Genomic DNA, 19,098 nt, shown 5'->3' on the forward strand with positions numbered 1-19,098 from the left:
CATGGCCGTTGGTCGCACGTTACGTGTGCTTGCAGTAGCGGGGACCGTGGCCGGTTTCGCGCTACTCGGCCCGGTAGCGGCCGAGGCACAGCCCGTCGGTGGCTGCCCCCAGTGCGCCCTGGACCCCGCTCCGCCGCCGTATGACACCGGTGGTCCCTGGTACCCCCTTTCGGTGCCCGGACAGCCCAGTGACGTCAGTGCGGTGCCTACCAACCCCGCGATCGGTACCGGTTCGGCGGCCGGGTCCGCGGCGGCCGGCGGTTCGGCTGCGGCCGGGTCCGCGGCGGCCGGTGGCTCGGCCGCAGGCGGGTCCGCGGCTGCGGCCGGCTCCGCGGGCCTGGGCATCGTGCTCGGTTCCGGTTCGGCCGGACTCGGTCTGACCCTCGGCAGCGGCTCGGCCGGGCTCGGTGTCGTGCTCGGTTCCGGCTCGGCCGCGCTAGCCGCGACCGGGTCCGCCGGATTGGGCGCCGCCGCAACGGGTTCGGCCGCGGTCGGGTCCGCCGGTGTCGGCGTCGGTACGACCGGTTCGGCCGCGGTGGGTTCGGCCGGTGTCGGTTCGGCCGCGGTGGGTTCCGCCGGGGTCGGGTCCGCGGGCGTCGGGTCCGCGGGCGTCGGTTCCGCCGCAACCGGTTCTGCCGCAGTCGGTTCCGCGGCGGTGGGTTCGGCCGCGGTCGGTTCCGCGGCTCCGCTGCTCCTGCTGCTGATCCCCATTCCGCCGCCGCCCGCCCCGGTGCTGCCCCCGATCGCGGTGCCGCCGGTGCCCTCGCCGGTGCTGCCCGCCATCCCGCTGCCCGTGCTCGCTCCGGTGCCCGCCGCGGCCCCGGCCGCCGTGCCGCCGCCCGCACCGCCCGCTCCCGCGGCGCCGCCACAGGCCGCGCCCGCCAAGCCCAACCCCGACGTGCGCCCGACGAGCGCCAACGACGGTCTCCCGAAACCGAAGCTGCTCTCGGTGATCGGCGGCCTGATCGCGCTCGGGCTCGCCGGTGCGGGTTCCGGCGCAGTCAGCTTCCAGGGCGCCTCGGCCGCACAGGCCCGAGTCGACGCCGCCCGTGCCATGTTCTTCCCGAGGCCGTGAGGGGTGTGGCATGAGTGAGCGGAGCGAACGAATCGTGTCACAGCGTGCGTCGCGCATGCCGGAACCGAGCGGCAGCGAGGTGCAGGCATGAGTGAGCGGAGCGAACGAATCGTGTCACAGCGTGCGTCGCGCATGCCGGAACCGAGCGGCAGCGAGGTGCAGGCATGAGTGACTCGAAGACTCAGAGCAGTTCGCGGTCTTACCGTCGGGTGGCCGCGGCCGTCGATGCTGTGTGCGCGGTGGCGGCGGACTCCGACGCCACCACGTTGGACGAGGTCGTGCTCGCCATCGCGAGCGAGCGGCGGCGCGAAATCGAAATCGCCAGTGCGCATTTGGGGCCCGGCGTGTGCGGTCAGCGCCGGTTCTATCCCGATCGGGACGTGATCGTGCTGGCCGAATCGCTGCCGAGCCGCGAGCACACGCTCGCGCACGAGCTCGGCCACATCGTGTTCGATCACGAGGGCGCACCCGCGCCCGAGGTGACGCTCGAGGCCAGCGACGACCTGATCGCCTACATGCTGAGTCAGCGGGCGCACCAGCAGATCGTCGACGACGGCGCGGACGAGCTCGCCGAGTGGGAGGCGGAGACCTTCGCCGCCATGCTGATGACCCGGCTCCGGGTGTTCAACAGCCGAGGCGCAGGCGTCTCGGTCCTTCGATTCGATGAGGCGCTGGGATGACCCTCTGGTTGACGGCACTGCTGGTCTGGATGGCGGCAGGCGCCCGGGTGGGGCGCGTGCTGGTGAAGCCGGCCACGACGGCCCGGGTGGCCATCGTGATCGCGGTCGCCGCCGTTGCGCTGGCCGCAACCGTGGCGGTGCCGGAGATCGCGGTCGCGATCGACAACCTGCTGCCGGGTGGCGTGCACGCCGGCTGGCTTTCCGACGGTGTCGTGGTGTCCGCGTGGATCGCCTTCGTGACGGCCACCTCGGTGGTGGCTTCGGCGGCTTGGCCGGTGGTGTCGCGCCGAAACCTGCGCCAGGTCGCGCTGGTGATCTACAGCCTCGGCCTGTTCGCGGTGGCCGCGACCATCGCGTGGTCGTTCACCTTCGGCTGGGAGGTGGTCGCGTTCGGCGCGGTGTTCATCGTCATCACCGGTCTGCGCAACCTCGACTGGACCACGCTCGGCCGCGGTATCGCGATCTACACCACGGGCACCGCGGTCGTCGCAGTGCTTGCGGTGCTGCAGGTTCGGCGCGCGTTCGACCATGTGCCGCGGGTCGCGCCGGGGAATCCGACCTGGGCGTGGCCGGCCTGGGAGGCAGCGAGTCTGCTGATCGCGTTCGGCGCGGTCTGGATCGTGGTGGAGCTCTGGGTGCGAGCCCGGGTGCTGCTGCGCCAGATCCGGCTGTTGCACAAGATCATGGTCGGGCGCTTCCCCGAAGTCGTCGCGCACGACCAGACCGGTACCTCGACTCAGCTACGTGCTTCCGATCAAGTGGCCCAGATCATGGACGCGCTGTATCTGCAGTCCGGCGGCGGCGTGGTGCTCGCCGCGGTGGCCCCGCCGCCGCGGTCGATCGCGGAGCGGGCGGGCACGGTGGCGGAGTGGGCGAGAAACCCTTTGGGCGACGTGGCAATCGATGCGCGGTGGATTGCTCCGCCGGAGGGCATTAGTCCGCGTGGCTGGGTCCAGGCCATCGCGCGGGCATATGACGCGACAAGCCTGGAGCACGCCCGAAATTGAGCTGAGCGGTCTGTTCCGCCGGTATTTGGTGCACCCGTAGACACCCCGGGATCCGCGTTGCGGGCCCCGGGTCGAGTTCTGCCCGGTGAACGCTGACTTATCGAAGCATGCACAAAATCAGGGGTCCGGGATAACCGGTGCGGCAGTCTGTTCCGAGATAGTCGAATGCGGGTCCGCACGCGCGCGTGATCGGATACCGCAAGCACCCTTGACAGGGCAAGCCCCTATTACCCGGGGCGCGCCATCATGCATTGTCCAGGGTGTGAACGCATAACACAGCACAGTGCGACCCGTGGGGCCGCACTGTGCTTCGTGCAAGTGAACCTATTCGGTTCCATCCGGAGGAATTTCGGGCAAGCCTTCACTTGCCCGCAACTTCTCCGCCATGGAGGTGAGGAGGTTCTGTGATTCTTCGGACAGGTCGAACGCTCTACTCGACAGCCGTCGCAGTCCGTAGCCCTGCAGCTGGGACAGCAACTCCAGATCGTGATCGATCTTGGCGGCATAGATGTCGTTGAAGAAGTAGTCCGGCTTGACCTTGAAGAACTTCGCCAGGGCGGCCACCGTCTCATCGGACGGGTTCGTCCGTTGTCCCGACCGCAACTGCGACAGGTACGGTTTCGAGATCGGATGTCCGGAGGCCGTCAGCGCAGCCGCAACCTCCGCGTTGGTGTGCGGCTTACGCCCCGGGGGATGCACGGTTTCGAACAGCTTGTTCAGCCGCGCCGCGAAATCAGCCATTGTGAGCCGCCCAATTCCCTTCGCTGTACTAACAGTCGTTATCTCGGATACGTATCATTGATATTAGCGGCTCAGTAACTGAAAACCTACGCCTGATTCCGGATTTCCTTGAAGCTTCTAGGTGCCGGTTGGGCGAAGGTACTGGGACCGTTGCGTTTGCGGGTCACCCCAACGGCTCTCGAGAAGCCGAGGTACGGACCGGTTCTGGCCCGTCCTGGAGGTCTTCCCCGCGACACCCATGATAGCGGAAAGATAGCTGACGTCTCATCTAGTTGACGAAGCTCACTCATGTGTGGCGTACGACACGTTTTCGAGCCTGGGGGATGAACGTTCAACAAACCCGTTTCGTGGAGTTGAACACCCTATAGACGCTCGATGATCGTGCCTGTCGCCAATGCGCCACCGGCACACATCAGCACCATCGCGGTGCTGTTGCCGGTGCGCTCCAGCTCGTGCAAAGCCGTTGTGATCAGCCGGGATCCGGTCGAACCGACCGGATGTCCCAGCGCGATCGCGCCGCCGTTGACGTTGACCCGATCCAGGTCCGGCCGGTGCACCGAAGCCCAGGAGAGCGCGACCGAGGCGAAGGCCTCGTTGATCTCGAACAGGTCGATGTCGCCGATGCTCATCCCGGAACGTTCCAGCAGGCGCGAGCAGGCCTGCACCGGTCCGTCGAGGTGGAACTCGGGCTCGGAGCCGACCAGGGCCTGGGTGACGATCCGCGCCCGCGGCCGCAGGCCCGCTCGCTGCGCCGCCTGTTCGTCCATCAGCAGGACCGCGGCGGCGCCGTCGGAGATCTGCGAGGAGCTGCCCGCGGTGTGGACGCCGCCCTCGAGTACCGGCTTCAGCTTGGCCAGTCCCTCGACTGTCGTCTCCCGCAGACCCTGGTCGCGCGACACGTCCAGTTTCTCGCCGGTCGCGTTGCCTTCCTTGTCCACCGCCGGAGCGGTGATCGTGAGCACCTCGCGGTCGAAGCGGCCCTCGGCCCAGGCCTGGCCGGCCAGGCGCTGTGAGCGCGCGCCGAACTCGTCGACGTCGGCGCGAGTGATGCCGCGGCGCTTGGCAATCCGCTCGGCCGCTTCGAACTGGTTGGGCAGGTCGATGTTCCAGGAGGCCGGCCTGCGTGCGCCCGCGTGCTCGCCGACGTTGGCGCCCAGCGGAACTCGGCTCATCGCCTCGACGCCGCAGGCGATGCCGACATCGATCGCCCCGGTGGCGATGAGCCCGGCGACGAGATGGTTGGCCTGCTGGGCCGAACCGCACTGGGTGTCGATGGTGGTCGCGCCGACCTGCCACGGCAGTCCGGCGTGCAGCCACGCGACGCGGGTCACGTTGTTGGACTGTTCGCCCGCCTGGGTGACGCAGCCGCCGATCACCTGCTCGACCTGTGCCGGGTCCAGGTGGGCGCGTTCCAGCAGCCCGCGCTGCGCGAGGCCGAGCAGTTCCGCGGCGTGTAGGCCGGACAGCCAGCCGCCGCGCTTGCCGATAGGGGTGCGCGCGGCCTCGACGATGACGGGTGTGCCCATGTCCAACCTTTCGTATGGGACAGAAACTGTAACGAGTTCAGGGATGTTTCTGGCGGTTCTGTCCGGTTTCTTTCCTGATACTGCCGCCTATGCTTCAATGATTATAGAACGTGTTTCAGTTTGTCGAAGGAGACATCTGGTGGTAGACCCTCGGAATGTCCGGCCGAATCTGCCGGACGGATTCGACGTCACAGACCCCGGCATCTATGCCGAACGAGTCCCGGTCGAGGAGTTCGCCGAACTGCGCCGAACCGCCCCGGTCTGGTGGAATCCGCAACCGGCCGAGGTCAGTGGCTTCCATGACGAGGGCTTCTGGGTGGTGAGCAAGCACGCCGATGTCAAAGAGGTGTCCCGGCGCAGCGAGGTGTTCTCCACCTACGAGAACACCGCGATCCCGCGCTTCAACGACGACATCACCCGCGAGCAGATCGAACTACAGCGCTTCGTGCTGATCAACAAGGACGCGCCGGAGCACACCAAGCTGCGCAAGATCATCTCCCGGGGCTTCACCCCGCGTGCGATTAACGGTCTGCGCGCGGAACTTTCGGCGCGGGCCGAATCGATCGTCAAGGCCGCGGCCGAATCCGGTAGCGGCGACTTCGTCACCCAGATCGCGTGTGAACTGCCGTTGCAGGCGATCGCCGAGTTGATCGGGGTGCCGCAGGAAGATCGGATGAAGGTCTTCACTTGGTCCAACGACATGACCGGATACGACGACCCGGACAACGACGCGGACCCGGTCATGGCCTCGGCCGAAATCCTCGGCTACGCATACCAAATGGCCGCCGCGCGCAAGGAATGCCCGGCCAACGACCTCGTCACCACGCTGATCGAGGCCGACGTCGACGGCGACAAGCTGAGCGAGGAAGAGTTCGGCTTCTTCGTCATCATGCTGGCCGTCGCGGGCAACGAGACCACCCGCAACGCCATCACGCACGGCATGAACGCCTTCATGGAGCACCCCGAGCAGTGGGAGCTGTTCAAGAAGGAGCGCCCGGCCACCGCCGCCGACGAGATCATCCGGTGGGCCACGCCGGTCACCTCCTTCCAGCGGACCGCGCTGGAAGACACCGAGCTCGGCGGCGTGCAGATCAAGAAGGGTGACCGGGTCGTCATGCTGTACCGCTCGGCCAATTTCGACGAGGACGTCTTCGACGAGCCGGAGAAGTTCGACATCCTGCGAAAGGACAACCAGCACTTGTCCTTCGGCGGCACCGGCGCGCACTTCTGTATCGGCGCGAACCTGGCCCGGCTCGAGGTGGACCTGATCTTCAACGCCATCGCCGATCATCTGCCGGACATCACCAAGCTCGGCGACCCGAAGCGGCTGCGTTCCGGCTGGCTCAACGGGATCAAGGAATTCCCGGTGGACTACAAGAGCTGCCCGGTCGCGCACTGAGCGCACCGAAACCACAAAGGCCCTCGGCCCGGTAGTCCCCACTCCGGTCCGAGGGCCTTTCGCCGGTCGGTCTGTCAGTCGATCTTCTTCGCGGTCGCCATGGCGCGGTCGACCTCCCAAAACGCGCGCAGCGCGGCGATTTTGCCGGTCTCGTCCACCCGGTAGGTGAACACCCCGTCGGCGTCGATCCGATGGCCGCCGAGCGTGCTGCGGATGGTGCCGGTGAACGCGATCTCGTTGCCGCACGCGAACGAGTCACCGAACAGGAACTCGATCGAAGTGGTCTGCGCGATCGCCTTGTCCCAGAACGCCGCGATCGCTTCCTTACCGCGGTGACCCTTGCCTTCCGGGTCGAAACCGGAAGGGCCGATGGGATCTTCGACGATGCCGTCCTCGGCGAACAGGGCGACCCAGGCCGCCTTGTCCCGGGCGCGCACCGCGGCCTGCGACGCGAGCCCGGCGGTGCGGGCGGGATGGTCGGTGGTGGTGGTCATGCCGGTACCTCCGCGACGATCGGGTCCTCGATATGCGCCGCGGCGAATCGGCGCAGCGAGTCCTGTTTGGCGGCGAGTTCGCCGTCGAAGCCGATGCCGTCCATCAGCCACGGCACCACGATCGCATCGGTGACGCCGGCATCGGCCAGGTCCTGATAGCCCGACCGGCCGTACCGGTCGACGCATACCGCCTGGATCTCGAACGGTTCGGCGCCCCGGCCGAATTCGGCACGCAGGGCGTCGAGTTTGCCGATGGTCCGGCGCAGCTCGTCGTAGGTCATCATCGCCGAGGCCCATCCGTCGCCGACCCGCGCCGCCCGGCGCAGTGCCGCCTCCGTGTGCCCGCCGATATAGAACGGCACCGGCTCGGTGGGCGCCGGGCTGACCTGCAACGGATCGAAATCGAAGAATTCGCCGTGGTATTCGACCATGCCGCCGCCCAGCACCAGCTTGATGACCTCGATCATCTCGTCGACCCGGGCCCCGCGGCGCGCGTACGGCACGCCGCACCACTCGAATTCCTCCGGCGCCCAGCCGATGCCGACACCGAAGCCGAACCGGTTGCCGGACATGGCCGCCACCGACCCCACCTGGCGTGCCAGCAGCAGCGGGTTGCGGGAGCCGAGCTTGAGCACGTTGGTGTAGAAGCGGATCCGGGTCGTCGCCATGGCCATCGCGGTCGCCCCGATCAGCGGGTCGACCCAGGGTGTCTCCGGTCCCCAGAACCTGCTCCCGTCGGCGGTGTAGGGGTACTTCGCCGCCGCGGACTTCATGTAGAACAGCGAGTCCGGCAGTGCGATCGACGAGAAGCCGCACTCCTCAGCGGTTTTCGCGAGTTCCGGCAGCTGCTCCAGCGGACTGAGCGCGATGCCGAGGGTGAACTGCAGTGGGCTCATCGCCGCTCCGAGCCGACGACCCAGAGCGAGAAGTACTGGGAGCCACCGCCGTAGGCATGGCCGACGGCCTTGCGGGCGCCTTCCACCTGGTACGCACCGGCGCGGCCCATGACCTGCTTGGCTGCCTCGGCGAACCGGATGAGCCCGGACGCGCCGATCGGGTTCGAGGAGAGCACGCCGCCGGACGGGTTGACCGGCAGAATGCCACCGATCTCGGTTTCGCCCTTGTCGGTGAGTTTCCAGCCGTCGCCCTGCGGCACGAAGCCGAGGTTCTCCAGCCACATCGGCTCGAACCAGGAGAACGGCACGTAGATCTCCGCGACGTCGATCTCGTTGAGCGGGTCGGTGATTCCCGCGGCCTGCCAGAGTGCGGCCGCCGCGTCCTGACCGGCCTGCGGGTTCACCTGATCGCGTCCGGCGAAGGTGGTCGGCTCGGTGCGCATCGCGGTGCCGTGCACCCAGGCCACCTTCTTGCCGGTCGCCTCCACCGCGGTCGCCGCTTCCTCGTCGCCGATCACGATGGCGCAGGCGCCGTCCGAAGACGGGCAGGTCTCGTCGAAACGAATGGGGTCCCAGAGCATTTGCGACGCCAGCACGGATTCGAGCGTGATATCGGGCTGCTTGAGGTGGGCGAGTGGGTTTTTCGCGCCGTTGCGGCGATCCTTGACCGCGACCATCGCGCCGATGTGGCTCGGCGCGTTCGAGCGCCGGATGTAGGAGCGCACGTGCGGGGCGAAGTAGCCGCCCGCGCCCGCGCCGACCGGCATGGTGAACGGCACCGGAATCGACAGTGCCCACATGGCATTGGACTCCGACTGCTTCTCCCAGGCGATCGCGAGCACACGCTTGTGCACGCCGGCCTGCACCAGGTTGGCCGCGACCACGCCGGTGGAGCCGCCGACCGAGCCCGCGGTATGCACGCGCAACAGCGGTTTTCCGGTGGCGCCCAACGCATCCGCGAGATACAGCTCGGGCATCATGACGCCCTCGAACAGATCCGGTGCCTTGCCGACCACCACGGCATCGATATCGGCGATGGTCAGGCCCGCGTCGACCAGCGCGCGGTCGATGGCCTCGCGGCACATGCCCGCCATCGATACATCGGTTCTTTTCGTCACGTGATGGGTTTGGCCGGTGCCGAGCACCGCAGCGGGATTGGTCATCGGCTCGCCTCCGAATCCAGGACTGTCACAAGGTTCTGCTGCAGCGCGGGGCCGCTGGTGGCATGGGCGAGTGCGCGATTCGCGGTGCCGCCCATGATCGCCTCGGCCGCGAAGCCGATCCGTTCGAGCCCGGCGGCGAACATCGGATTCGCGGCGAGCGCGCCACCCGACGGATTCACCCTGGTCCCGTTCTTCAGGCCGATCGCCTCGGTGAGGATCAGCTGCTGATGGCTGAACGGCGCGTGCAGCTCCGCGATATCGAATCCGCCGGTGTCGCCGCCGGTAACCGCCTGTGCCGCAGCCGCGGTCGAGGGGGAGACGGTGAGGTCGCGGGCGCCGAGATTCGGCGTGTCCACCCGATGCGCCATACCGGTGATCCAGGCGGGCCGCTCGCACAGTTCGCGCGCGCGGTCACCGACCGCGAGCACAATGGCCGCCGCGCCGTCGGTGACCGGCGCGATGTCGTGGGCACGCAGCGGATCGGCGACATACGGTGTGCCGAGCAGACTTTCGACGTCGCCGTCATTTGCCGCGGCGACCGCGGCCATGTCCTGCTCGGTCCAACGGCCCGCGTCCAGGCCCGCCCGGGCCTGCAAACCCGCGATCGACCAGGCGTCCGGCCAGAGCGGTGTCACCAGGTACGGGTCCAGCTGCATGGTGAGCACCTGGCGCAGCGTGCCGGCCGAGGACTTGCCGAAGCCGTACACCAGCGCGGTCTCCGCCTGTCCCGAACGCAGTTTCACCCACGCCTCGTACAGCGCCCAAGCCGCGTCCATCTCCACATGGGACTCGTTGATCGGCGGCACCGCGCCGATCGCGTCGATCGCCGAGATGAACGAAAATGCGCGTCCGGCAAGATAATCCGAGGAGCCGGAGCACCAGAAGCCGATATCGGACTTGGTGATCCCGAGCCGGCTGTAGAGCTGCTGGAAGCAGGGCACCAGCATCTCGACGCCATTGGTGGTGCCGAAGGTCTCCGGCACGTGCGGCGCATGGGCGAAGCCCACGACCGCGATGTCCGTTCCGTGGTCAGTCAACGTGGGCCTCTCAGAGGTGGTGCTTGTAGGTCTCGTAGTCGGCATCCGGCTCGCCGGTGGGGCGGAAGTGGTCCACGTTCTCGAGCCCGAAGCCCCACTGCTCGCGCGGCTTCCACACCGCCTCCACCCGCATGCCCATCCGCACTTCGCTTGCCTCGCAACCGAGTACGAGGTGCAGCACCGGGATGTCGGCGCCGTCGAGCAGCACGTACGCCGCGACATAGGGCGGCTTGATCCGCTGGCCGAGGAACGGCACGTTCACGATGCAGAACGTGGTGACGGTGCCGCGGTCGGGCAGTTCGACGGTCTGGTCGGTCGGCCTGCCGTCGGTCGGATTGGCGCCGCGCGGCGGGAAGTACACCTTGCCCGCGGCGTCGGTGCGCCCGCCGAGCAGCTTGCCTTCGGCGAGTCCGCGCAGGTAGACGGTCTCCTGCGGCGACGCGGTGTGCTTATAGCTGAGATCGACGGGCGTGGTGATGACCGAGATCGGCTCGCCGCCTGTCTCGGTCGCCGCGGTGGTCGCTTCCGGTTGTTCGCCCGGGACGAAGCAGGCGATGTCATGGATGCTGCCGCTGGTCTCGGCGGCCCATCGGACGGCAACCCGCATGCCGGTCCGGATGTCCCCCGGCGCCGCGACATCGACGGCGTGCAGCAGTGTGGTGTCCGCGCCGTCCAGCTGGATCAACGCCCAGGCGAACGGGCGGTCGAACGGCTGGCCGGGCAGCGGTTCGCGCACCCAGGTCCACGATGCGACGGTGCCGACCGCGGCCACGTCGACGAAATCGGTGAGCGGCTCCGCGCTGACCGGGTCGTACTCGGGCGGCGGCACCAGCACCCGGCCGTCCGTGCCGCGCACACCGACGATCTTGCGGTCGCGCAGGGCGGTCAAGAACTTGCCGATCGTCGGTCCGACGGACCGGGTGTAGTCGAATTGCACCCTTAGGGGCGCACTGAGTACATCAGGTGCGGTGGTGTTCAAATCCGACCCTCTCTCATCCGCGATTACGCCGGATGCGGTATTCCCCTGAGTCACAATGTCGAGTAGAACAGGTTCTTATTCTGCTGGCAAGATGCGGTGTCGGTGACGGGCTGTGCAAACGGCTCGGAGGTCGGTCGGAAGGGTCGAGCATGAAGTTCGGATTGCAACTCGGGTACTGGATGGCGCAGCCGCCGCAGCACGCGGGGGAGTTGGTGCTGGCGGCGGAGGCGGCGGGTTTCGATGCCGTGTTCGCCGCGGAATCGTGGGGCTCGGATGCGTTCGGCCCGCTGACCTGGTGGGGTTCGGCCACGCAGCGGGTCCGGCTCGGCACGTCCGTCGTGCAGATGTCGGCGCGCACCCCGGCCGCGACCGCGATGCACGCGCTGACCCTGGATCACCTCAGCGGCGGCCGGGCCGTGCTCGGGCTCGGCGTATCCGGCCCGCAGGTCGTCGAGGGCTGGTACGGCCAGCCGTTCGCCAAACCGCTGCAGCGGACCCGCGAATATGTCGGGATCATCCGGCGCATTCTGGAGCGGGCGGCGCCGGTGACCAACGACGGGCCGAACTACCCGCTGCCCTACACCGGCCCGGGGGCGACCGGGCTCGGCAAGCCGCTCAAGCCGATCGTGCACCCGCTACGTGCGGATCTGCCGATCTGGCTCGGTGCCGAAGGGCCGAAGAACGTCGCGCTCACCGCGGAGATCGCCGACGGCTGGCTCGCGATCTACTACGCGCCGCGGCTGGCGAACATGTACAACGACTGGCTCGACGAGGGCTTCGCCCGGGCCGGTGCGCGCCGGTCGCGGGCGGACTTCGAGATCGCCGCGAGTTGTCAGGTGGTGATCACCGACGACGCCGCGAGCGAACTCGAGCGGATGCGCTGGGTCATGTCGCTCTACATCGGCGGGATGGGCGCGCCGGAACAGAATTTCCACGCGCAGGTCTACCGCCGGATGGGCTACGAACGCGAGGTCGACGAGATCGGCCGGCTGTTTCAGGCGGGCAAAAAGGCCGAGGCGGCCGCCGTCGTGCCGGACGAAATGATTCTCGATACCGCGATCATCGGCGACGAGGCGCATGTGCGTGAACAACTGAAGGTGTGGGAGGCGGCCGGGGTCACCATGATGCTGGTGTCCGCGGCGGATGCCGAGCAATTACGTCGGCTCGCCCCCCTTGTCGATATGTAGAACACGTTCTAGATTCATAAAGATGACGGCGCAGGAGTCAACGAAAATTCTCGGTCTGTGGAACATCGCCGAAGCCGAACCGGATCGCATCGCCTTGGTCGATCCGGCGGGCCGGGAGGTGACGTATCGCGAATTGGCCACGCTCGCCGACCGATACGCCACCGGCCTGCGCGGGCTCGGCCTGGAAACCGGTGACGTGCTGGTCAGCATGGTGCACAACTGCACGGAGGCGGTCGCCGCGTACTTCGCGGCGTATCAGGCCGGGCTGTACATCGTCGCGGTGAACTGGCACCTGACCGGCCCCGAGGTCGCCTACATCCTCCAGGACAGCGAGGCGAAGGCGTTCTTGGCCAGCGACCGCTTCGCCGCCACCGCGACCGCCGCGGCCGATGAGGCGAAACTGCCTGCCACGGCGCGCTTTTCGGTCGGCGAGATCGAAGGGTTCCGGTCGGTGGCCTGGCTCGGCGCCGCCGACACCGGACGGCCGTCCGACCGCAGCACCGGCGCGCCGATGCTCTACACCTCCGGTACCACCGGGCGGCCCAAGGGCGTTCGCCGCCCGCTCACCGGCGCCGACCCGGATGTCGTGCCGCCGCATACGACGGCCTTCTTCGGATTGTTCGAACTCGCGCCGTACGACGAGCACGTGCACATCTGTGGCTCGCCGCTCTATCACACGGCCGTGCTGAACTTCGCGACCATCTCGATCCAGTTGGGGCACAAGCTCGTTCTGATGGATCGGTGGGAAGCCGAGGAAATGCTGCGGCTCATCGACCGGTACCGGGTGACGCACAGTCACATGGTGCCCACCCAGTTCCATCGGCTGCTCGCCCTGCCCGAGGCGGTGCGCGCCAAATACGACGTCTCCTCCCTGCGCAGCATGGTGCACGGCGCGGCCCCCTGTCCGCAGGAAACCAAGCGGCAGATGCTGGACTGGTGGGGTCCGACGGTCACCGAGTACTACGCGGCCACCGAGGGCGGCGGCACGGTGATCAACGGCACCGACTGGCTGCGCAAGCCCGGTTCGGTCGGCAAGGCCTGGCCCTGGTCGGTGATCAAGGTGCTCAGCGAGGAGGACGGCACCGAGGTGCCCACCGGGGAACCCGGCCTCGTCTACATGCGCATGGGCGCTTCGAGTTTCGAATACCACCACGACAAGGCCAAGACCGAGGACTCGCGCGTCGGTGACCTGTTCACCGTCGGCGACATCGGCCACCTCGACGAGGACGGCTACCTCTACCTGCACGACCGTCGCTCCGACCTGATCCTGTCCGGCGGTGTGAACATCTATCCCGCCGAGATCGAGAACGTGCTCGTCACCCACCCCAAGGTCGCCGACGTCGCCGTCTTCGGCATCCCGCACCCCGACTGGGGCGCCGAGGTCAAAGCCGTCGTCCAGCCCGCTCCCGGCGTCGAAGGCGACGACGCCCTCACCACCGAACTCTTGGCCTTCGCCGCCACCCAACTCGCCAAATACAAGATGCCCAAATCAATCGACTACCTCCCCGAACTCCCCCGCGACCCCAACGGCAAGCTCTACAAGCGCAAACTCCGCGACCGCTACGTACCCGCCACCTAGCGGACCCGCCCCCGCGCCCTCCGCCTGTCGCGTCGTCTGGCCATGCGAGGACCCGCGCGGCACGCGAGAACCCGCGCGGCACGCGAGAAACGCGTGGCACGCGAGATTCCGTGCGGCACGCGAGATTCCGCGCGGCGCAGCATCGCACGCGTGCCCCGCGGGGCTGCAGGTGCAAACGGAACGTCCCCTCGCGCGTCTCCGCGGCTCTTCCGGTGTGTCGTCCGGCAAGCCGTCGCGCGCGGTGCGAGAACGAGCGCGGAACGCGAAACGTGCGCGGCGCAGCACGGCGCAGGCGAGACCCGGTGCGGCAGTTTGGGCGTCGCGCCCACGTTTTCGCCAGCCTTCGGGCGCGTTGCCCGGCAAGTCGTCGCGCGGGGCGCGAAAACGTGCGCGGCAGAGCCGGGCGGGTGCCCGGAGAGGCATGCTGGGACAAACGGACTGCTCCCCGCGCGCGTCTTCGTCAGCGTTCCGGTGTGTCGCCCGGCAAGTCGTCGTGCGCGGTGCGAAACGTGCGCGGGGGGCGAAGACCTGCGCAGCGTTGCGTCGGGCGGGTGCCAGGTGGCGCCCGCCGCGGCTAACGGGTTGCTCCCGCGCGCGTTTTCGTCAGCCTCCCGGTGTGTCGCTCGGCAAGTCGTCGCGCGGGGCGCGAAAACGTGCGCGGGGTGCGAAAAACATGCGCGGCGGCGTCGGGTGGGTGTCCGGCGGGGGCTGCTGGTGCTAATGGAGCGCTCCCGCGCGCGTTTTCGTCAGCCTCCCGGTGTGTCCCTCGGCAAGTCGTCGTGCGTGGCGCGAAAACGTGCGCGGGGCAGTGTCGGGTCGGTGCCTGGGGAGGCCTGCTGGTGTCAACGGATTGCTCCCGCGCGCGTCTTCATGACCCTCCCGGTGTCGCACGGCAAGTTCATCGCGTGGCACCCGTGAACCCGCGCGGCGCGCGAAGACGTGTGCGGCACGCGAAGGCATGTGCGGCACGCGAAGGCATGTGCGGTGCGCGAAGACATGTGCGGCGCACGGGCCGTACCCGCTCGCGCGCAGGCGCAATCCCAGCCCGCAACGGGCTGGGCGCAACGCCGTCTGCCCCATACCCTTCCGGGAGCGGCGGGGCGGAACCTACACCGCTTCCCGCAGTTCCGGAGCCAGCCCGAACAGCGGGAACAGTTTTTCGGTGTCGAGGAAGAAGTTGAGGCCGGAGATGGTGTCGCCGTCGAGTTCCAGGACCGTGATCGACCAGGGCACCCAGACGCCGGGCTCGCCGCTCGGCTTGTAGTGGCCGAAGGCGGGGTGACCGTTGGCGCCCTCGAGGCGGATCATCCGGGAGTCGCGGCAACCGCTGCCGTGGCCGAGCATGAACGCGACCACGTTCTCCGGGCCGGAGATCCACAGCTCGATCGGCGGCATGGACAGCGCCACATCGGTTTTCAGCAGCGAGGTCAGGGTGTCCATGTCGTAGGCCTCGAAGGCCTTGACGAAGTTGTCGACCAGCTTGCGCTGGTCGTCGTCGGACTCGTCGTAGTTGTCCGAGGTGGTCGGCTGCACCTTGGACATGGTCGCCCTGGCCCGCTGCAGCGCGCTGTTGACCGACGCGGGCGACATGGTGAGGGCCTCAGCGGTCTCGTTGGCGGAGAACCGCAGCACCTCGCGCATGATCAGGATGGCGCGCTGGGTGGCGGGCAGGTGCTGGCAGGCGGCGACGAAGGCCAGCCGCAGGGTGTCCTTGGCCGAGGCGTGGTCGGCCGGGTCGGCGCCGAAGGCCAGGGCGTTCGGGATCGGCTCGATCCAGACGTAGTCCGGCTGGGGCGCGGGTAGGGGCGAGTCCGGTCGCGACGGACCGGACAGGTCCATCGGCCTGGCCCGCCGCTGCGGGCCGTCGAGCATGTCCAGGCAGACATTGGTGGTGATCCGATACAGCCAGGAGCGCAGGCTCGCGCGACCCTCGAACGAGTCGTAGGACTTCCACGCGCGGGTGAAGGTCTCCTGGACCGCGTCTTCGGCCTCGAAGGAGGAGCCGAGCATGCGGTAGGCGTAAGCGCACAATTCCCGGCGGTGCTTCTCGAAGGATTCGAGGACGTCGGGAGCGAGGCCGGCGGTATGGCCGGACAAGTCGTTCATGGATGTCACCCTGCCACAGCCCACCGACACATCCCAGACCCAAAAGTCCGCTACCTGCGTTTTCAAGATCGCCGAACCGGGCCGTGTGCCCGGTCACATCGCCCGCTCAGCGATGAGTTCCGGCCGTGCGCGTCGTCTGCATAGATGCGCAGAAAACAGGCGGACTACGAAAAGGGACCGACACATGAGCAGCCGGATGATTTTTCTCAACTTCCCCGTCGCCGATCTGGATCGGTCGAAGAAGTTCTACGAGGCGCTCGGCTGGAAGGTCAATCAGGAGTTCACCGACGACAACGCGGCGTGCATCGTGATCTACGACAACATCTGCATCATGTTGCTGACCAGACAGTTTTTCACCACGTTCTGTCGTCGCCCGGTGGCCGAAACCACCGAAAGAATCGGCGCCTCTTACAGTTTGGCGCTGACCAGCGTCGCCGAGGTGGACTCCTACATCGGCGCGGCGCTGGCCGCGGGCGGCACCGAAGAGGTCAACGCGGAGAAGCGGGCGCAAGAAGAACAGGTCGGCATGTACAGCCGCACGTTCATCGACCCCGACGGTCACCAGTGGGAGCCGTTCTGGATGGACTACCCGGTCGGCTGAATCCGTTGCGGAAGCGCCCCCTGGTCGCCGAAAGGCGCCGGGGGCGTGCTCTTTTCAGCTACCGGTGAAGGTCGGCTTGCGTTTTTCGGCGAAGGCCTTCGGACCTTCCTTGGCATCGGTGGATTTGAACACCGCCATGCCGAGCTTCGCGTCGATCTGGAATGCCGCTTCCTCGTGCATGCCTTCGGTTTCCCGGATGGTGCGCAGGATGGCCTGCACCGCGAGCGGACCGTTCGCGGCGATTTGGGCCGCGAGCTCGAGCGCTTTGTCCAGCGCGCCGCCGTCCGGGACCACGTGCCCGATCAGGCCGATGTCCTTCGCTTCGGCCGCGGTGACGTGCCTGCCGGTCAGCAGGATGTCGGCGGCGACGGTGTAGGGGATCTGGCGGACCAGTCGCACGGCGGACCCGCCGAGCGGGAACAGTCCCCAGCGGGCTTCGGACACACCGAATTTCGCGCTTTCGCCGGCCACCCGGATGTCGGTGCCCTGCAGGATCTCGGTGCCGCCCGCGATGGCGGGGCCCTCGACCGCCGCGATCAGCGGCTTGGTGAGTCTGCGGCCCTTCAGCAGCGCCTCGATCTTCGACAGGTCCCAGCCGCCGCCCGCGAAGGAATCGCCGGGATGCTGCGCGGTCATCGCCTTCAGGTCCGCGCCCGCGCAGAACGCGCCGCCCGCACCGGTCAGGATCGCGACCCGGATGTCCGGATCGTTGTCCACCTGGTCCCAGGCGTCCCGCATGATCGCCATCATTTCGGCCGAGAGCGCGTTGCGCGCCTCGGGGCGATTCATCGTGACGATCAGGACATGATCGCGTTTCTCGACGAGACAGTGTGGCATCGGCGAATCTCCTGACTTTCGAACCTTGCCAGGAACAGTAACACGTTCTATTTTAGGGCTGTGAGCTACAACATAGCGGACCTTGTCGAACACGCCATCGACCTGATGCCCGACCGCGTCGCGCTCGCGGACGACAGCCGTGAGGTCACCTACGCCCAGCTGGAGGAGCGCGCCAACAAATTGGCTCACTACCTGCTCGAACATGGTGTTCAGCCGGGCGACAAGGTGGGCATCTACTCGCGCAACACGATCGAGGCCGTCGAGGCCATGGTCGCGGTGTTCAAGGCGCGGGCGGTGATGGTCAACGTGAACTTCCGATACGTCGAGAACGAGTTGCAATACATCTTCGACAATTCGGACATGGTCGCGCTGATTCACGAGCGCCGCTACAGCGATCGGGTGGCCGGGGTGCTCCCGAAGACGCCGCTGCTGAAGACGGTGATCGTTGTCGACGACGATACGACCGGCAGCACCGTGACCGCAGCGGATTCGGTCGAATACGAGGCTGCGCTGGCCGCCGCGTCGGGGGAGCGTGACTTCGGTGAACGCTCCGGTGACGACATCTTCATGCTCTACACCGGTGGCACCACGGGGCTGCCGAAGGGTGTGATGTGGCGGCACGAGGACTGGTGGCGGGTGCTCGGCGGCGGTATCAACTTCCTCAGCGGCGAATACGTCCAGGACGAGTGGCATCAGTCCAAGCAGGGCGCGGGTAACCCGCAGATGGTGCGGTTCCCGATTCCGCCGATGATCCACGGTGGCTCGCAGACGGCGACCTTCCACAGCCTGTTCGACGGTGGCAAGGCCGTGATGATCCCCGAGTTCACCGGGCACGGGGTGTGGCAGCACATCGACCGGCACAAGATCAACCTCATCTTCATCACCGGCGACGCGATGGCCCGGCCGATGGTCGACGCACTGCTCGAGGGGAACCCGGAAACCGGTGCGCCCTACGATCTTTCGACTCTGTACGTGATCGCCAGCAGCGCTGCGCTGTTCTCGCCGACGCTCAAGGACAAGTTCCTCGAACTGCTGCCGAACCGGATGATCACCGATTCCATCGGGTCCTCGGAGACCGGTTTCGGTGGGCTGTCGGTAATCGCCAAGGGCGCCAACCACACCGGTGGTCCGCGGGTGAAGATCGACGCCGCCACCGAGGTGCTCGACGAGGACGGCAATCCGGTGGTGCCCGGCTCCGGGCAGGTCGGGCTCATCGCGCGCAAGGGCCACATCCCGGTCGGCTACTACAAGGACGAGGCCAAGACCGCGGCAACGTTCAAGGAGTTCAACGGGATTCGCTACTCGATCCCCGGCGACTACGCCCGGGTCGAGGAGGACGGCACGGTCACCATGCTCGGCCGCGGCTCGGTCAGCATCAACAGCGGCGGCGAGAAGATCTACCCCGAAGAGGTCGAGGGCGCGCTGAAGTGCCATCCCGAGGTCTTCGACGCCCTCGTCGTCGGCGTCGAGGACGAGCGCTGGGGCCAGCGGGTCGCCGCCGTCGTCCAGTGCCGCGGCGACAAGCGCCCCACCCTCGAGGAGCTGCGCCCCGTCCTCACCCAGGAGATCGCCCCCTACAAACTCCCCCGCAGCCTCTGGTTCGTCGACCAGATCAAGCGCAACCCCGCCGGCAAGCCCGACTACCGCTGGGCCAAAGCCCAAACCGACGAACGCCCCGCCGACGAACACGCAGAAGCAAGTACCAAGTAGACCGCGCACGCATACCGAGGGCCGCCACGAATGCCGTGGCGGCCCTCGGCGTTTGCGTCACGTGTAACTCGGGCCCGTGCA

Annotated in this window: 17 protein-coding genes; 8 read left to right on the plus strand and 9 right to left on the minus strand. The window is 67.6% G+C overall.

What is annotated here, in order from left to right; all coding sequences use genetic code 11:
• Positions 1-202 precede the first annotated feature (202 nt).
• The 3 genes from NVU01S_RS24845 (at position 203) to NVU01S_RS24855 (ending at position 2,762) form a co-directional block, all read left to right on the plus strand.
• Positions 203-1,075 carry a hypothetical protein gene (locus NVU01S_RS24845; RefSeq protein WP_052281002.1) on the plus strand — a complete coding sequence of 291 codons (873 nt, stop codon included), beginning with the start codon at positions 203-205 and terminating at the stop codon, positions 1,073-1,075.
• A gap of 164 nt (positions 1,076-1,239) precedes the next feature.
• Positions 1,240-1,755: an ImmA/IrrE family metallo-endopeptidase gene (locus tag NVU01S_RS24850; protein WP_042256296.1), complete on the plus strand. Its 516-nt coding sequence runs from the start codon at positions 1,240-1,242 to the stop codon at positions 1,753-1,755.
• Entirely contained in the window at positions 1,752-2,762 is a 1,011-nt protein-coding gene (locus tag NVU01S_RS24855; protein ID WP_043683031.1) for a hypothetical protein, read from the plus strand. Before NVU01S_RS24850 ends, NVU01S_RS24855 begins: the two co-directional genes overlap by 4 nt.
• Positions 2,763-3,086: 324 nt before the next feature.
• On the opposite strand, the gene NVU01S_RS24860 is transcribed toward NVU01S_RS24855, so the two are convergent.
• Both NVU01S_RS24860 and NVU01S_RS24865 read right to left on the minus strand, forming a co-directional pair.
• Positions 3,087-3,503 carry a helix-turn-helix domain-containing protein gene (locus tag NVU01S_RS24860; RefSeq protein WP_011207048.1) on the minus strand — a complete coding sequence of 139 codons (417 nt, stop codon included), beginning with the start codon at positions 3,501-3,503 and terminating at the stop codon, positions 3,087-3,089.
• 362 nt (positions 3,504-3,865) lie between these two features.
• On the minus strand, positions 3,866-5,029 hold the full coding sequence (locus NVU01S_RS24865; RefSeq protein WP_043683029.1) for a steroid 3-ketoacyl-CoA thiolase: 1,164 nt from the start codon (positions 5,027-5,029) through the stop codon (positions 3,866-3,868).
• Between the two features lie 139 nt (positions 5,030-5,168).
• Between NVU01S_RS24865 and NVU01S_RS24870 the strand changes: the two genes are divergently transcribed.
• Positions 5,169-6,428, plus strand: coding sequence for a cytochrome P450 (locus NVU01S_RS24870; protein ID WP_043683026.1), 1,260 nt, complete (start codon positions 5,169-5,171; stop codon positions 6,426-6,428).
• Between the two features lie 74 nt (positions 6,429-6,502).
• Here the strand turns inward: NVU01S_RS24870 and NVU01S_RS24875 are convergent, their stop codons facing one another.
• The 5 genes from NVU01S_RS24875 to NVU01S_RS24895 are packed head-to-tail and all read right to left on the minus strand — an operon-like array spanning position 6,503 to position 10,997.
• Positions 6,503-6,922: a nuclear transport factor 2 family protein gene (locus tag NVU01S_RS24875; protein WP_029901845.1), complete on the minus strand. Its 420-nt coding sequence runs from the start codon at positions 6,920-6,922 to the stop codon at positions 6,503-6,505.
• Positions 6,919-7,809 (minus strand): TIGR03619 family F420-dependent LLM class oxidoreductase, encoded by an 891-nt coding sequence (locus NVU01S_RS24880; RefSeq protein ID WP_043683034.1) that lies wholly within the window; start codon positions 7,807-7,809, stop codon positions 6,919-6,921. Before NVU01S_RS24880 ends, NVU01S_RS24875 begins: the two co-directional genes overlap by 4 nt.
• Before the next feature lie 5 nt (positions 7,810-7,814).
• Positions 7,815-8,981 (minus strand): thiolase family protein, encoded by a 1,167-nt coding sequence (locus NVU01S_RS24885; RefSeq protein ID WP_014981400.1) that lies wholly within the window; start codon positions 8,979-8,981, stop codon positions 7,815-7,817.
• Positions 8,978-10,018 (minus strand): thiolase family protein, encoded by a 1,041-nt coding sequence (locus tag NVU01S_RS24890; protein WP_043683023.1) that lies wholly within the window; start codon positions 10,016-10,018, stop codon positions 8,978-8,980. The genes NVU01S_RS24885 and NVU01S_RS24890 overlap by 4 nt, the downstream gene beginning before the upstream one ends.
• Before the next feature lie 10 nt (positions 10,019-10,028).
• The gene (locus tag NVU01S_RS24895) at positions 10,029-10,997 is read right to left on the minus strand and encodes a Zn-ribbon domain-containing OB-fold protein (protein WP_043683020.1); all 969 of its coding nucleotides are present in this window, start codon (positions 10,995-10,997) and stop codon (positions 10,029-10,031) included.
• 149 nt (positions 10,998-11,146) lie between these two features.
• On the opposite strand from NVU01S_RS24895, the gene NVU01S_RS24900 reads away from it, so the two are divergent.
• Together NVU01S_RS24900 and NVU01S_RS24905 are read left to right on the plus strand one after the other, a co-directional pair.
• Positions 11,147-12,184: an LLM class F420-dependent oxidoreductase gene (locus NVU01S_RS24900; RefSeq protein ID WP_043683017.1), complete on the plus strand. Its 1,038-nt coding sequence runs from the start codon at positions 11,147-11,149 to the stop codon at positions 12,182-12,184.
• A 22-nt stretch (positions 12,185-12,206) separates the two neighbouring features.
• Entirely contained in the window at positions 12,207-13,763 is a 1,557-nt protein-coding gene (locus NVU01S_RS24905; protein ID WP_043683014.1) for an acyl-CoA synthetase, read from the plus strand.
• A 1,107-nt stretch (positions 13,764-14,870) separates the two neighbouring features.
• Here NVU01S_RS24905 and NVU01S_RS24910 read toward each other — a convergent pair.
• A complete protein-coding gene (locus tag NVU01S_RS24910) occupies positions 14,871-15,869 on the minus strand; it encodes a sigma-70 family RNA polymerase sigma factor (RefSeq protein ID WP_043679906.1) in 999 nt (332 codons plus the stop codon).
• 184 nt (positions 15,870-16,053) lie between these two features.
• Here NVU01S_RS24910 and NVU01S_RS24915 point away from each other — a divergent pair, with 184 nt between their 5' ends.
• On the plus strand, positions 16,054-16,470 hold the full coding sequence (locus NVU01S_RS24915; protein WP_043679903.1) for a VOC family protein: 417 nt from the start codon (positions 16,054-16,056) through the stop codon (positions 16,468-16,470).
• Between the two features lie 54 nt (positions 16,471-16,524).
• Here NVU01S_RS24915 and NVU01S_RS24920 read toward each other — a convergent pair whose 3' ends face one another.
• Positions 16,525-17,307, minus strand: coding sequence for a crotonase/enoyl-CoA hydratase family protein (locus tag NVU01S_RS24920; protein WP_052281263.1), 783 nt, complete (start codon positions 17,305-17,307; stop codon positions 16,525-16,527).
• 60 nt (positions 17,308-17,367) lie between these two features.
• Here NVU01S_RS24920 and NVU01S_RS24925 point away from each other — a divergent pair, with 60 nt between their 5' ends.
• A complete protein-coding gene (locus NVU01S_RS24925; protein WP_043679900.1) occupies positions 17,368-19,017 on the plus strand; it encodes an acyl-CoA synthetase in 1,650 nt (549 codons plus the stop codon).
• Positions 19,018-19,098 lie beyond the last annotated feature (81 nt).

This window comes from Nocardia vulneris, assembly GCF_001613425.1.
Lineage (GTDB): Bacteria > Actinomycetota > Actinomycetes > Mycobacteriales > Mycobacteriaceae > Nocardia > Nocardia vulneris.